The sequence below is a fragment of the Mycobacterium asiaticum genome (assembly GCF_001673315.1).
GTDB lineage: Bacteria > Actinomycetota > Actinomycetes > Mycobacteriales > Mycobacteriaceae > Mycobacterium > Mycobacterium asiaticum_B.
Window position 1 is genome coordinate 16,471 of sequence record NZ_LZLQ01000090.1, and the last position, 13,499, is coordinate 29,969.

The following is a 13,499-nucleotide window of genomic DNA, read 5'->3' on the forward strand; positions in this document are numbered from 1 at the left end:
GGCGTGACTACCCGTCGTAACTAGGAGGCCCCTTCGTTCCACCGCCTGGTGGTGGGTCCGGCGATTTCGGGGTGTGGGACGTAGTGCGGTGGCTCCGCGGCGGGGTCAGGCTCCCGTTGCCCGTCGCGCACCCACATCACCAGGAATCCGGTGACCAGGAGCCACCCCAGGACAAGGGTGGGAATCGCCCACAAACGCCGGACCAGCAAGGCGGTGCCGCAGCGTTGCGCGGTCTCGCCCTCGACCTGTGTTTGAACCATCACGGTGCCGATGCCGTTACCGCAGTTAATTTTCATGCCGTAGATGTCGAACTGATCCAGGTAGACCGGAAACAAAAGAGCCCCAGCACCGATCAGCGCCAGGACCAGGCCGGCGATCCCGATGTATATCTGACGGTGAGTCACATCTTCTCCACGATGTTAACGGATGATTTGACGGTCAATAATCAGGTCATGCACACGTCCGAGAATAGAAGGACTGGCCAGGACACCACCGATCCCAGATAGGAAACCGCCATGTCGGCACTGTGCAACTCGCGCAGATGCTCGGTGTGGGTGTTCGACCATATCGCCCCTACCAGCAGGTACGGCGTACCGACGACGATTCCGATAGCTAACAGTCGGCCGACTGCCAACTGATAGCTCAGCACCCGGCGAATCAACGTCAACATGTGTCCCGCCCCAACATCGGACCACCCCTGGTATCCCATATGTTAATGGAGGTTCCGGTGCGTTGGTAGCCGGGAAGGCAAAAGTCAGGGGAGTAGGCGCAGTCCCGCCGCCACGGCCAACCGAGGGACATCCAAGGTCTTAGACCCCAAGTCGTGTCGGGCTCCGGTGATCTCGACGATCTCGGTGGGTGCTGGGATCAGTGCGGCCGCGTCACGTAATTCGGCGAGGGTGCCGAACGGATCCGAGGTGCCGTGGGTGAAGACCGTCGGTGTGGTGATATTCGGCAGATGTTCGGTGCGGGCACGTTCTGGCTTGCCGGGCGGATGGAGCGGATAGGAGAACAGCGTCAGCACGTCTATGGCGACTTGGTTCGCGGCCACCACCATTGACGTCTGTCGTCCGCCGTAGGAATGTCCACCAGCGATCAGTGGCCCGTCAGACAGGGTTCGGCACGCGTCGATTGCCGCCACGATTCCCGCCTGGTCGGTAGCGGCAGAGCCGGAGGGTGGGCCTTTTGGCCGCCGCCGGCGGTAGGGCAGGTTGTAGCGTACGGCCAACCAGCCACACCGCGCCCACTCGTCGCAAACCCGTTGCAGCAGAGGGGAATCCCGGTTGCCCCCGGCGCCGTGGGTGAGTACCACGACGCCGCGCGGAGTGCCTTCGGGCCGGTGCGCGACCCCGCCGATCGCGTCCAGGTTCATCGGTGGAGCCGAAACAGCGGCGACACAGGTCCGTGACCGCCGCCCAATGGGTAAGCGGCACGCAGGCATTCGGTAACCCAGCGCTTTGCGAACGCGACTGCGTCGGGCACCGGGTACCCGTGCGCAAGCGCACCGGCCATCGCAGCGGCCAGGGTGTCGCCGCCGCCATGGTCGTCGCCGGTGGACAGTCGAGGCGTGTCGAACTCGTAGAAGTCGGCGCCGTCATAGAGCAGGTCACAGCTGCGGTCCGCCGATCGCAGGTGCCCACCTTTGACCAGCGCCCAGGCCGGACCCAGGGCGTGCAGTGCTTTGGCTGCCGCACGCTGGGTATCGGAGTCGACTACATCGATGCCTACCAGCAGTCGCACCTCGTCGAGATTCGGTGTCACCACCGTGGCCAACGGAAACAGTTGAGTCCGCAGCGAATCCAGCGCCGAGTCGGCCAACAGTGAATCGCCGTGCATGGACGCACACACCGGGTCCACGACCAGCGGCACCGTCAGTTCCAGCTGTCGCCACGTGCGGGCGATCGCGTCGATGATGGCCGACGATGCCAGCATTCCGGTCTTGGCGGCCTGGACACCGATGTCGGTGACCACCGCCTCGATCTGGCCGGCCACCACGTCTTCGGGCACTTCATGAAAGCTGTTGACGCCCAACGTATTCTGCACGGTTACGGCGGTAACAGCCACACACGCATGCAGGCCCAGTAGGGCGAGGCTGCGCATGTCTGCCTGTAGGCCGGCGCCGCCGCCGGAGTCGGACCCGGCAATGCTCAACACCCGCAACGGTGTAGCCCCTGCCGGTGGCACAGGCAGGAACCAAGATGGCAAAGTCACTGCGTGATAGGGAGATACACCCGGTTGCCGTGCTCGATGAACTCGCGGGATTTCTCGGCCATACCGCTGGCGAGCATGGCTTCGACGTCCTCTTCGGTCTCCAGCCCGTGCTTGGCAGCGTAGTCGCGGACATCCTGGGTGATGCGCATCGAGCAGAACTTCGGTCCGCACATCGAGCAGAAGTGCGCAGTCTTGGCAGGTTCAGCGGGCAGCGTCTCGTCGTGGTATGCCCGTGCGGTGTCGGGATCCAGCGACAATGCGAACTGGTCGTTCCACCGAAACTCGAAACGCGCGGTGCTCAAAGCGTTGTCACGCTCCTGCGCGTGCGGGTGTCCCTTCGCCAGATCGCCTGCGTGCGCGGCGATCTTGTAGGCAATCACGCCGTCTTTGACGTCCTTGCGGTCCGGCAGGCCGAGGTGCTCTTTCGGAGTGACGTAGCAGAGCATGGCGGTGCCCGCCTGGGCGATGATGGCAGCGCCGATCGCTGAGGTGATGTGGTCGTAGGCCGGCGCAATGTCGGTGGCCAGCGGACCCAGGGTGTAGAACGGGGCCTCGTCGCACAGCTCTTCTTCCAGGCGCACGTTCTCCACGATCTTGTGCATCGGGACGTGCCCGGGACCTTCGATCATCACCTGCACGCCATGGGCTTTGGCGATCTTGGTCAGCTCGCCGAGGGTGCGCAGTTCGGCGAACTGCGCGGCGTCGTTGGCGTCGGCGATGGAGCCCGGCCGCAGACCGTCACCGAGGGAGAAGGTGACGTCGTATTGGGCCAGGATGTCGCAGAGTTCCTCAAAGTTGGTGTATAGGAACGACTCTTGGTGGTGTGCCAGACACCACGCGGCCATGATTGACCCGCCGCGGGAAACGATTCCGGTGACGCGCTTGGCGGTCAGCGGCACGTAGCGCAGCAGTACCCCGGCATGCACCGTCATGTAATCCACACCCTGCTCGCATTGCTCGATCACGGTGTCGCGGTAGAGCTCCCAGGTCAGCTCGGTCGGGTCGCCTTTGACCTTCTCCAGCGCCTGGTAGATCGGCACGGTGCCGACCGGGACGGGGGAGTTGCGCAGGATCCACTCGCGGGTTTCGTGGATGTTCTTGCCGGTGGACAGATCCATGATGGTGTCCGCGCCCCAACGGGTGGCCCACACCATCTTGTCGACCTCTTCGGCGATCGACGACGTCACGGCCGAGTTGCCGATGTTCGCGTTCACCTTGACCGCGAACGCTTTGCCGATGATCATCGGCTCGCTTTCGGGGTGGTTGTGGTTGGCCGGGATCACTGCGCGGCCGCGCGCGACCTCGTCGCGGACCAGTTCGGCGGACATGCCTTCCCGCGCGGCGATGAACGCCATTTCGGCGGTGATCTCGCCGGCGCGGGCGCGCTGCAACTGGGTGCCCCGGTCGCGAACCACGCCGGGACGTGGCGGCAACCCGGCCGCCAGGTCGATCACGGCGTTCGGGTCGGTGTAGGGCCCGGAGGTGTCGTACAGGTCGAAGTGGTCGCCGGTGGACAGGTCCACCCGCCGGAACGGCACCTGCATCCCGTCGACGTCGCGATAGACCTTGTGGCTGCCCGCGATCGGCCCGGTGGTGACAGACGGTTCAATGGTTACGGTCATCCTGCATCTCCCTACGCCGGCATTACCCGGTCAGGTTCGTACGGTCGACGGCCCCAGCCGTCCTCTCAGCGCACTAGGCATGCGCTCCCGCGTCATTTTGTTGGTGGTGTCCCTAACGCTAGCGCAGCATGGCCTCGGCATGCGAGGTCTCGGCCGTGGCGATTGGCAGGCCAAATGGCAGATGGGATGATTTCTCGGTGCAGCCCAGCTCGAAGCACCCCCAGGCCCAGCAGGACGACCGGGGATCGCAGATTCCCGTTCTGCCCGCCGCAGCCCGCCCCTATCTGAATGTGGGCAGCTTCCGGTTCTGGTTCGTCGGCCAGCGCTGGGAATGGTCCGACGAGGTGGCCCGGATGCACGGCTACGAGCCCGGAGCGGTGGAACCGACCACGAAACTACTGTTGTCGCACAAGCATCCGGAGGACCGCGCGCACGTGCAGGATCTGCTGGACTACGCGTTGCGGTCCGGAGAGTCGTTTTCCAGCCGGCACCGGTTCATCGATACCCGCGGCCAGGTGCATGACGCGATCGTGGTGGCGGACCGCATGCTGGATGACGAGGGCGCGGTGCTGGGGACCGCCGGGCACTACATCGACCTCACCGACACCTTCGACGAGGCACGCCAGGAAATGCTGGACGAAGCGCTGCCGGACCTGTTCGAGAATCGAGCGGCGATCGAGCAGGCCAAAGGCGTGTTGATGTATGTCTACCGAGTCACCGCTGAGCAGGCGTTTCGCGTGCTGCAATGGCGATCCCAGGAGAGCAACACCAAGCTGCGCGCGCTGGCCAAGCAACTGCTGGAGGAGGTCAGGTCGCTGCCGAATCCGTCGACCGCCGCGCAGGGTCAGTTCGACCACTTGTTGTTGACGGTGCACGAACGCATCCCTGACGAATCCACCCCCTCACCAGCGGGTTAGGCTCAGTACCCAGGACGGCGAGGCAGCGGAATCGGGCTTCCGAGCTTTCGCGTCCGGCCGAACCTGACACACATACACGGGGTAACACGGGATGGAGCTGCGGGAGGTCGCGTGCGAGTCGCGTCCGGACGCGGTCGTCGTACTTGCGACCGGGGATATCGATTCGAATAGCGTCGAACGGCTGATCGTTCGGCTCAAAGATGCGCTGGACGCCGCGGCCGGCCACCCGGCGCACCTGGTGATCGTCGATCTGCAACAGGTAAAGCTGCTTGGCAGCGCCGGCCTGAACGCATTGCTTGACTGTCACGAGGACGGACTGGCCGCCGGGGTCTCGGTACGGCTGGTTGCCGACCATCCGGAGGTCCTGCAGCCGATCCAGGTGACTGAGTTGGACCGAATCCTGGAGATCTATCCAACGGTGCCCGACGCGGTGCAGGGCCGCTGACCAGGCGCATCGCCTACTCGGCGTCTTCCAGCACCTCGCCGAGTTCCTCCAGGACCTGATTGTGGTGATTGTTGGCCAGCAGGTGTCCGGTGGCGATGACCAACGCCACCGGCCAGTCGATGAGTTCAAACGCGGCAAGCGCTGCCAAACCACCGTAATAGGCAAGCTGCTCGGGCCTGGGTACGGCTACCTTGCCTACGACTGGGAGGTTGATGGCAAAGGTCTGACCCTCCCGAATCGTGTCCACCGCGTCGCGCTGCGAGGTGCCACGGCGCGTCTTCTTTTCCGCCATCATTTGCCTTTCAGTAACGAAGGGTTTGCCATTCTGCCCGATGAACCGGTCACCTTCAGGTATATGACGACGACAGATCACCCGGCTGACCCACTGGTTTCGTCGTTCGCTGCGTTGCTGAAGGGCCCTTTGACCGAGCTTTATGCGCTCCTGTGGCGCGTCGGGGTGCTCGAGGTCGCGACGACGGCCAATGCACCTCGTGGTACGTCGCAGGATGTCGATCGGGCGGCAGCGCCACGCTCGCGTCGAGTGGGGTACCGCCAAGCAACTGGCTGATCACCGGCGCGCTGATCAACGTGCGCATTGCCGGCAGGGAACCGGCGGCGGCGATCGCCTCTGGTGGCGGTACTGACCGGTAGGCGAGTCCTGTTGTTTGACAACACCTTTCGGCGTAATCGACCACACGGCAATGGTCGTGCAGCGGTGTGCGCGGGTCACCGCCGTCATCCCGGCCGCGCACCCCGATGCTCGCGAAAGCGCTTAGCGGCAACTGCTTTATCGAAATGACAATGGTCAAAAGGTACCGATCGCCACCTGTTAGTTGGTGCTACGCAGGTTGCTCGTGCCGGCCCGTCGGCCGGCGGTCTTCTTGGCGGCTGTCTTGCGGGGCGCCTTCTTCGCGGGGGCTTTGCGCGGCGCGGGGGTTTCCGGCGGAGTCTCGTCGGCGGGCACCGCCGTGAGCTTCGCCGGAGTCGGTTGTGCGGATTGCTGGGGTGCGTGACTCATCTTGCGCAGTAACAGCGCACCGCCTCCGACAGCCAACAGAATGGGCCACTCGACGAGACCCGCAGCGCCGACGACGCCGAGGGCCAGCGCGGCCGCTGGAGTCGACTTGGTGCCGGTGCTGATCCCTTGTTGGATGCCCTCGGCCGCGCCCTTGACACCGCCGACGATGCCATTGACCGCCGCGCCGCCGACGGCGCCGGCGGCCGCCGTCGTCGCGGTCGCCGCCCGACTCACCGTTCGACCTATACCGCGCACCGCTCCGTCGACGACACCCATGATGACTCCCTGGCTTGACTCTCCTGCCTGTATACCCCGCTGCTGCGTACTTCACCAGAATGGGCAATGCGGTTCACAGGAGGTCCCAACCTTGCGGGCGCGAATCAGGTGGTACGCAGGTCGACCAAAACTGGTGCGTGATCACTCGGCGCCTTGCCTTTCCGCTCCTCCCGGACGATCTCCGCGTGGGCGACGCGTGCGGCTAGCGCCGGCGAGCCGAGGATGAAATCGATGCGCATACCTTGCTTCTTGGGGAAGCGCAGCTGGGTGTAGTCCCAATAGGTATAAACCCCCGGGCCGGGCGTGAAAGGCCTTACTACATCGGTGAATTGCGCATCGACAATGGCGCGGAACGCCTGTCGCTCCGGCTCGGACACGTGCGTGCTGTGCTGGTAGTACTGGGTGCTCCAGACGTCCTCGTCGGTGGGCGCGATGTTCCAGTCGCCAACCAGCGCGATCGGGGTGGTCGGGTCGTCCCGCAGCCAGCCTGCGGCTGTATCACGAAGCGCTGCAAGCCATTCCAATTTATACACGTAGTGTGGATCGGTGAGGGTACGGCCGTTCGGGACGTACAGGCTCCACACGCGCACACCGGCGCAGGTGGCGCCCAGGGCGCGCGCCTCGGATGCCGCGGCCACGTCGGGCTTGCTGCTCCAGGTGGGCTGGCCGTCGAAGCCGACCTGCACGTCGTCGAGGCCGACACGGGAGGCGATCGCCACGCCGTTCCACTGATTGAAACCGACGTGCGCCACCTCGTAGCCGAGTTCGAAGAACGGCAGAGTCGGGAACTGGCTGTCCGAGCATTTGGTCTCCTGCATGGCGAGCACGTCGACCTCGGCGCGCTGCAGCCAATCGACGACGCGGTCCAGACGGCTGCGGATCGAATTCACGTTCCAGGTGGCCAGCCGCAGCGTGCCATCGGGCATGGGTTCTCCTAACTCACAGATGGCAGGACATACCGCCGACGATGGTGCAAACGAAAGCCCAATGACTGTGCCGGCGTGGGCGAATCGCCGTCCGGCACGGCAAGGTGCGCGCGGGTTGCGCCGCGACTCGCGCCCCAGGCCAGTGCCGCTGCACACCGCTCGGCATCGCAGGCGAGCATGGCCGACAGGGCCACCCACCGAGTGCCGTCGGGCGCATCGGTTACTGCGACCTGCTCACCTTCATTCGGACCGATAGAAGGGTCGAACTCGCGCGGCCCGATGTCACGTACCAGAACCTGCTCGACGCTCTCGCGGCTCGATTCCGGTGGCGTCGGCAGCAAGCGGTCGGGAACCGCCAGGCGTGGCGTCATACCGCGGTCGAGATACCAGCGGATGATCGCCGGGACTGCGCGGACCGAGGCCGAAATATCAAGCGGCATAGCTGAATTGGCAGCCAGCGTAGTTCCGTGTGCGCGCAGCAGCCAGCCCTCCAGCCAGGCGTGCTCGGTGCCGGGCCAGGCCGCTGCGGCAGCGTGCTCGAGGGCCCGGATGTCAGCGGTACGCACGGGTGCGTCGGTCAGGATGCGCAGCGCCACTACGTCGGCGGGCGCCACCTCGACGATCACGCCGGATTTCGTCCGCACCCGCACGGCGGGGTCGACGGCCAGCAGGTGGCCCAGCGCGTCCGTCAGCGGCGGGACCGACCCGGGGGGCCGCCGGTATCGAAGCGTCACCCGCGTGCCGAAGGCCGGCCAGGAAATCATCAGTGACCGAACGGGTCGGGCCCCTCGCCCGGTAGCCAGGACAGCCCGGGAACCCCCCAGCCGTGCGACTTGACCGCCCGCTTGGCGGCGCGGGCGTGCCTGCCGATCAGGTGGTCCAGGTAGAGGAAGCCATCCAGGTGGCCGGTTTCGTGCTGCAGCATGCGTGCGAACAATCCGGTGCCTTCGATGCTGACCGGGCTACCGTCGGCGTCGAGTCCGGTGACACGTGCCCAGTCGGCGCGACCGGTTGGGAAGGATTCGCCGGGAACCGACAGGCACCCTTCGTCGTCGTCGTGCCCGGCGCTCGGCATGGTCTCGGGGATTTCGGAGGTTTCCAGCAACGGGTTGATCACGACTCCGCGGCGGCGTTTCGTCTCGCCGCGGTCGTCGGAGCAGTCGTAGACGAACAGCCGCAGGCCGTGCCCGATCTGGTTGGCGGCCAGGCCGACTCCGTGTGCGGCGTCCATGGTGTCGTACATGGTCTGGATGAGTTCAGGCAGCTCGGCTGGCAGAGATCCGTCGGCGCCGACCGCGATTGGCGTCGTCGGGGTGTGCAGGACTGGATCTCCCACGATGCGGATGGGTACGACGGCCATGGTCGGCTAGCTTAAGGGGAGCGCGGCCCGGCCTGACATCCAAGTGTGACCAAGGCGACGGAGGGGACCCGCAATATGCGTCTGCCTGCTACGCAGTTTGGGACAGGCGAAACAACTCAGCCGACGCGCGGGGCTGGATTCCGGTCGAACACAATCAGGCGTGTTTCAATATTCGCGCACAACATTTGCCCCTATGTAGGTCATGGTCATTCGAGTCATTCGAGTTTTCGCCGGAAGGGTCCAGGGGAAGCGATATGGACAGCGCGATGGCGCGGGCAAATCAAGCGGGGGACGCGTCAGAGATCGTCGATGGCCTGACTCGTCGCGAACACGACATCCTGGCCTTCGAACGTCAGTGGTGGAAGTTCGCCGGGGTGAAGGAAGACGCCATCAAGGAGCTCTTTTCGATGTCGGCTACCCGTTACTACCAGGTGCTCAACGCCCTGGTTGACCGGCCTGAGGCGCTGGCGGCCGACCCGATGCTGGTGAAGCGGTTACGGCGGTTACGTGCCAGCCGCCAGAAAGCCCGGGCCGCGCGGCGCCTCGGCTTCGAAGTGACCTGAGCGTCCCCAGCTACAGTTGGCTCGATGAACGAGCGCGTACCTGATTCTTCGGGTCTTCCACTGCGGGCCATGGTGATGGTGCTGCTGTTCCTGGGCGTCATTTTCCTGCTGCTGGGCTGGCAGGCACTGGACTCGGCGGGGAAGGCCGACGACGACACGTCGGTGTTGACCAGCGTGTCCACCACCGCGGGGCGGACATCGAGCAGCGCAAAGCCTGCTGCCAACCAGGCCGAGGTGCGGGTCTACAACATCTCCTCGCGCGAGGGCATCGCCGCACGCACCGCTGACGATCTGAAGGCCGCCGGATTCAAAGTCACCGAAGTGACCAACCTGGCTGTCCCGGATGTCTCGGCGACCACCGTCTACTACAACGACGACGGCGAGAAGGCGACCGCAGACGCGGTCGGCCAGAAGCTGGGCGCACCGGTCGAAAAGCGCATCCCGGCACTTTCCGAGCAGCCGCCGGGTGTCATCGTTTTGGTGACGGGTTGAGCCTGAGTTCGACGCACGGCCAGGCTAGGCTCTCCGCTATGCCTAAGCTCGCAGGTCTCAATGTCGCAGCCGCCACCATGTCCACCCTGTCCGCCGCCGCTTGCGTTGCGCTGGTAGGCGCGTGCTCGTCACCTCAGCAAGCGTCGACGACACCGGGCACCACACCGTCGGTCTGGACCGGCACCCCGGCGCCGGCGACCTCCGGGCATCAGGAGGCCACCCCGAGCCCGCAAGCGGGAGCCGCGGCGCAGACGTTGATGTCGGTGCTCAAGGGCCCCGACGGCAAGGAGGTCGCGACGGCGAAGTTCGAGTTCGCCAACGGCTACGCGACCGTGACCATCACCACGACGGGCTCCGGTGTGCTCACCCCCGGCTTCCACGGCGTGCACATCCACAAGGTCGGAAAGTGTGAACCCAATTCGGTCGCGCCCAACGGCGGCGCGCCAGGTGACTTCCTCTCCGCCGGCGGACATTTCACGGTCCCGGGGTCCAGCGGCGGACACGCCAGCGGCGACCTGACGTCCCTGCAGGTCCGCAAGGACGGGGCGGGAATGCTAGTGACCACCACTGACGGCTTCACCGCCGAGGACCTGTTGGCCGGCAGCAAGACCGCGATCATGATTCACGCCGGTGCGGACAATTTCACGAACATCCCCGACCGCTATCAGGTCAACGGAACGCCCGGGCCTGACGAGACGACGATGACCACCGGTGACGCCGGCAAGCGGGTGGCGTGCGGTGTCATTGGGTCTGGGTAAGGGTCTGGGTAAGGGTCTGGGTAAGGGTCCGAGCAGCCTGCCGGCCAGCAGAGCGGCGAACCGCATCGACTTCGCTCGTTCGGCGCGCCCGACGGTGGGCGTGGAGTGGGAGTTCGCCCTCGTCGACGCCGAAACCCGGGACCTGAGCAACGAGGCCACCGCCGTCATCGCCGAGATCGGTGAAAACCCTTGCGTGCACAAGGAATTACTGCGCAACACGGTCGAAGTGGTCAGTGGCATCTGCGAGAACGCTGGCGAGGCGATGGAAGATCTGCGGGGCACGTTGGGTCCCGCCCGCCAGATCGTCCGGGACCGCGGCATGGAACTGTTCTGCGCGGGCACTCATCCATTCGCGCAGTGGTCCAGCCAGAAACTGACCGACGCGCCCCGTTACGCCGAGCTCATCAAGCGCACGCAGTGGTGGGGTCGGCAGATGCTGATCTGGGGCGTGCACGTGCACGTCGGCATCTCCTCGGCCAACAAAGTGATGCCGATCATGTCGGCACTGCTCAACCACTACCCACATCTGTTGGCGTTGTCGGCGTCATCGCCGTGGTGGGGTGGTGAGGACACCGGATATGCAAGCAACCGGTCGATGATGTTCCAGCAGTTGCCGACGGCGGGGCTGCCGTTCCACTTTCAGAAATGGTCGGAGTTCGAAGGCTTCGTCTACGACCAGAAGAAGACCGGCATCATCGACCACGTCGACGAAGTGCGTTGGGACATCAGGCCTTCGCCGCATCTGGGCACGCTCGAGGTGCGGATCTGCGACGGAGTGTCCAACCTGCGCGAGCTCGGGGCCCTGGTAGCGCTGACGCATTGCCTGATCGTGGACCTGGACCGCCGGCTGGAAGCCGATGAGTCATTGCCGACCATGCCGCCCTGGCATGTCCAGGAGAACAAATGGCGCGCGGCCCGGTACGGGTTGGACGCGGTGATCATCCTGGATGCCGACAGCAACGAGCGATTGGTCACCGAAGATCTCGACGAGGTGTTGAACCGGCTGGAACCCGTCGCCAGATCCCTCAAGTGCGCCGACGAATTGGCGGCGGTGGCCGACATCCCGCGCCTCGGGGCGTCCTACCAGCGGCAGCGCCGGGTCGCTGAGGAACACGATGGCGATTTGCGTTCCGTGGTGGACGCGCTCGTTGCCGAGTTGGACATCTAGGGCCCGGCGCTCTCCCGCACGGCCAGGTCAGGTCAGGCCGAACCGCGACCTACGCGTGCGGAATCACGGCACCGCCGGCTCTCGCCGATCTGCCAGTGCTGCGATGCGCCTCAGCATTCGACGGACAACCACCCGGTGCGCGCCGGTTCCGATGACCAGTGCGCGATAGAACTTGCCGTGCAGTCCTGGGAAGGCCGCGAAGGTAAGGGCTCGCAACCGGACGCCATCGACATCGGGGTCTAGCTCGAAGACAAGCCGGTAGACGGCGAACAGGTGCCGGCCCCGCAACGCCAGGCGGTGCGGTTCGGTGGCCTCGTCGAGGACGAAGCCGAACGGCACTGTCGACGGATCCTGCGGATTTCGACACATCCGTCGTAGCAGCGCCGACCACACGGCAGGGGCCGGGGCGTGGATGGAGATAGCATGCTCATCGATATAGGGTAATCGTTTCATATGGAAGGATCGTACTAGAACGTGGCGCCACCGCGGAAGCATGAGACCGATGTGATTTTGGACGCCACGCGCGCGCTGGTTCTTGCAGGTGGCCCCCGCGCGGCGAGCGTCGCGGCAATCGCCAGCGTCAGTGGAGCTCCCGCGGGCACGCTCTATCACCGCTTCGGTAATCGCGACGGGGTGGTGATCGCGGCGTGGCTGCGCGCCCTGGAACGTTTCCAGACTCGTGCGCTTGCGGCCTCGGCAGACACCGCCGAGGCGGCGGCCGTGGCAATGGCCGTCGCGGCAATAGGATTCGCCCGGGAGCAGCCCGAGGACGCGCGACTGCTGCTGACTGTCCGACCCGACGACCTGGTCGATGGCCGACCCGACGCGGCGTTCCATAAAACCCTGGCAGCGATGAACGCACCGCTGATTGAACGGGTGCGGCAGTTGGCGCAACAGCTCTACGCCAGCACGGATCCGCGTGCCGTCGACGCGGTGAATCGTGCCGTATCTGATCTGCCGTACGCCGTCGTGCGGCGGCACGCCTACGACGACCCGCTGCCCGCCTGGTTGGAAGACGACGTCGCGGCCGCTGCCCGGGCGGTGCTGCATAGTTATATTGGGCCAGGAGGTAGCGAGGGGGCGACGCGTAATGGATCGTGACCCGGTCGAACTGGCCATGTTCCCACTCGAATCCGTGCTGCTACCCGGCGAAGACCTGCCGTTGCGCATCTTCGAGCCCCGCTACAGCGCCCTGGTCCGGGACTGCCTGGACCGTCCGGAACCCCGGTTCGGGGTGGTCCTGATCGCCCGTGGCCGCGAAGTGGGCGGTGGCGACGGCCGCTGCGATGTCGGTGCGCTGGCGCGGATCGTTGATTACGTGCACGCCGGTGCGGGGCGGTACACGCTGGACTGCCGAATCGGCGAACGCATCCAGGTGGCCGAATGGCTGCCCGACGACCCCTACCCGCGGGCCCGCGTTCGAGCATGGCCGGACGAGCCGGGACCGCCCGTGACCGCTGCCCAGTTCCGCGACCTCGAGGATCGGGTGCTGGCGTTGTTCGAGCGAATCGCAGCGGCACGAGACGTCGAACTGCCGGGACGCGACGTATTGCTCGGCTATCCCGAAGGGACCGCCGACGACATCGGAAAGTTACTGTACGCCTTGGCATCTCGGGTCCCGATGGGCCCGGCTGACCGGTACGCGGTGCTGTCGGCCGGGTCACCCGCCGACCGGTTGGTCGCACTGCTGGAAGCGGTGGACTCGGTCGCGGCCATGATCGAGTTCCAGTTGTCGGAGTAGTT

General features: G+C 65.5%; 20 protein-coding genes and 1 riboswitch. Of the genes, 9 read left to right on the top strand and 11 right to left on the bottom strand.

The genetic code is table 11. The features are described from left to right. Positions 1–20 precede the first annotated feature (20 nt). The 5 genes from A5636_RS13775 to thiC form a co-directional block, all read right to left on the bottom strand. Positions 21–404 (bottom strand): hypothetical protein, encoded by a 384-nt coding sequence (locus tag A5636_RS13775; RefSeq protein ID WP_065159201.1) that lies wholly within the window; start codon positions 402–404, stop codon positions 21–23. Between the two features lie 41 nt (positions 405–445). After that, the gene (locus tag A5636_RS13780) at positions 446–670 is read right to left on the bottom strand and encodes a hypothetical protein (protein WP_065159202.1); all 225 of its coding nucleotides are present in this window, start codon (positions 668–670) and stop codon (positions 446–448) included. A gap of 84 nt (positions 671–754) precedes the next feature. Further along, on the bottom strand, positions 755–1,372 hold the full coding sequence (locus A5636_RS13785) for an alpha/beta hydrolase family protein (RefSeq protein ID WP_065159203.1): 618 nt from the start codon (positions 1,370–1,372) through the stop codon (positions 755–757). Further along, positions 1,369–2,205: a bifunctional hydroxymethylpyrimidine kinase/phosphomethylpyrimidine kinase gene (gene thiD / locus A5636_RS13790; RefSeq protein ID WP_155763810.1), complete on the bottom strand. Its 837-nt coding sequence runs from the start codon at positions 2,203–2,205 to the stop codon at positions 1,369–1,371. The genes A5636_RS13785 and thiD overlap by 4 nt, the downstream gene beginning before the upstream one ends. A gap of 2 nt (positions 2,206–2,207) precedes the next feature. Next, positions 2,208–3,833, bottom strand: coding sequence for a phosphomethylpyrimidine synthase ThiC (gene thiC / locus A5636_RS13795; RefSeq protein WP_065159205.1), 1,626 nt, complete (start codon positions 3,831–3,833; stop codon positions 2,208–2,210). Next, positions 3,825–3,934: riboswitch (TPP riboswitch) on the bottom strand. (Overlaps the previous gene by 9 nt.) A 150-nt stretch (positions 3,935–4,084) precedes the next feature. On the opposite strand from thiC, the gene A5636_RS13800 reads away from it, so the two are divergent. Then, entirely contained in the window at positions 4,085–4,750 is a 666-nt protein-coding gene (locus A5636_RS13800; protein ID WP_065159247.1) for a PAS and ANTAR domain-containing protein, read from the top strand. Positions 4,751–4,841: 91 nt separating this feature from the next. Next, positions 4,842–5,195 carry an STAS domain-containing protein gene (locus A5636_RS13805; RefSeq protein ID WP_065159206.1) on the top strand — a complete coding sequence of 118 codons (354 nt, stop codon included), beginning with the start codon at positions 4,842–4,844 and terminating at the stop codon, positions 5,193–5,195. 13 nt (positions 5,196–5,208) lie between these two features. Here A5636_RS13805 and A5636_RS13810 read toward each other — a convergent pair whose 3' ends face one another. After that, a complete protein-coding gene (locus tag A5636_RS13810) occupies positions 5,209–5,487 on the bottom strand; it encodes a hypothetical protein (RefSeq protein ID WP_155763811.1) in 279 nt (92 codons plus the stop codon). Between the two features lie 63 nt (positions 5,488–5,550). Here A5636_RS13810 and A5636_RS27875 point away from each other — a divergent pair, with 63 nt between their 5' ends. Further along, positions 5,551–5,763 (top strand): Rv1535 domain-containing protein, encoded by a 213-nt coding sequence (locus A5636_RS27875; protein WP_081287790.1) that lies wholly within the window; start codon positions 5,551–5,553, stop codon positions 5,761–5,763. A 261-nt stretch (positions 5,764–6,024) separates the two neighbouring features. On the opposite strand, the gene A5636_RS13820 is transcribed toward A5636_RS27875, so the two are convergent. The 4 genes from A5636_RS13820 to A5636_RS13835 form a co-directional block, all read right to left on the bottom strand. Beyond that, positions 6,025–6,489: a hypothetical protein gene (locus A5636_RS13820; RefSeq protein WP_065159209.1), complete on the bottom strand. Its 465-nt coding sequence runs from the start codon at positions 6,487–6,489 to the stop codon at positions 6,025–6,027. Positions 6,490–6,593: 104 nt separating this feature from the next. Beyond that, positions 6,594–7,400 (bottom strand): exodeoxyribonuclease III, encoded by an 807-nt coding sequence (locus tag A5636_RS13825; RefSeq protein ID WP_172827235.1) that lies wholly within the window; start codon positions 7,398–7,400, stop codon positions 6,594–6,596. Positions 7,401–7,423: 23 nt separating this feature from the next. After that, the gene (locus A5636_RS13830) at positions 7,424–8,179 is read right to left on the bottom strand and encodes a GNAT family N-acetyltransferase, cg3035/Rv0428c family (protein ID WP_065159211.1); all 756 of its coding nucleotides are present in this window, start codon (positions 8,177–8,179) and stop codon (positions 7,424–7,426) included. Next, the gene (locus A5636_RS13835) at positions 8,179–8,775 is read right to left on the bottom strand and encodes a peptide deformylase (protein ID WP_065159212.1); all 597 of its coding nucleotides are present in this window, start codon (positions 8,773–8,775) and stop codon (positions 8,179–8,181) included. The genes A5636_RS13830 and A5636_RS13835 overlap by 1 nt, the downstream gene beginning before the upstream one ends. Positions 8,776–9,029: 254 nt before the next feature. Between A5636_RS13835 and A5636_RS13840 the strand changes: the two genes are divergently transcribed. Genes A5636_RS13840 through A5636_RS13855 form a run of 4 tightly spaced genes read left to right on the top strand, consistent with a single transcriptional unit; the run spans position 9,030 to position 11,756 of the window. Then, positions 9,030–9,338 (top strand): DUF3263 domain-containing protein, encoded by a 309-nt coding sequence (locus A5636_RS13840; RefSeq protein ID WP_065159213.1) that lies wholly within the window; start codon positions 9,030–9,032, stop codon positions 9,336–9,338. A 24-nt stretch (positions 9,339–9,362) separates the two neighbouring features. Beyond that, on the top strand, positions 9,363–9,830 hold the full coding sequence (locus tag A5636_RS13845; RefSeq protein ID WP_065159214.1) for a LytR C-terminal domain-containing protein: 468 nt from the start codon (positions 9,363–9,365) through the stop codon (positions 9,828–9,830). 38 nt (positions 9,831–9,868) lie between these two features. After that, on the top strand, positions 9,869–10,588 hold the full coding sequence (gene sodC, locus A5636_RS13850) for a superoxide dismutase[Cu-Zn] (protein WP_065159215.1): 720 nt from the start codon (positions 9,869–9,871) through the stop codon (positions 10,586–10,588). 37 nt (positions 10,589–10,625) lie between these two features. Then, entirely contained in the window at positions 10,626–11,756 is a 1,131-nt protein-coding gene (locus A5636_RS13855; RefSeq protein ID WP_065159248.1) for a glutamate--cysteine ligase, read from the top strand. A gap of 63 nt (positions 11,757–11,819) precedes the next feature. On the opposite strand, the gene A5636_RS13860 is transcribed toward A5636_RS13855, so the two are convergent. Continuing rightward, positions 11,820–12,209, bottom strand: a complete 390-nt coding sequence (locus A5636_RS13860; RefSeq protein WP_065159216.1) for a hypothetical protein — start codon at positions 12,207–12,209, stop codon at positions 11,820–11,822. Positions 12,210–12,230: 21 nt separating this feature from the next. Here A5636_RS13860 and A5636_RS13865 point away from each other — a divergent pair, with 21 nt between their 5' ends. Continuing rightward, the gene (locus tag A5636_RS13865) at positions 12,231–12,857 is read left to right on the top strand and encodes a TetR family transcriptional regulator (protein WP_065159217.1); all 627 of its coding nucleotides are present in this window, start codon (positions 12,231–12,233) and stop codon (positions 12,855–12,857) included. Then, positions 12,847–13,497, top strand: coding sequence for an LON peptidase substrate-binding domain-containing protein (locus tag A5636_RS13870; protein WP_065159218.1), 651 nt, complete (start codon positions 12,847–12,849; stop codon positions 13,495–13,497). Before A5636_RS13865 ends, A5636_RS13870 begins: the two co-directional genes overlap by 11 nt. Positions 13,498–13,499: the final 2 nt, after the last annotated feature.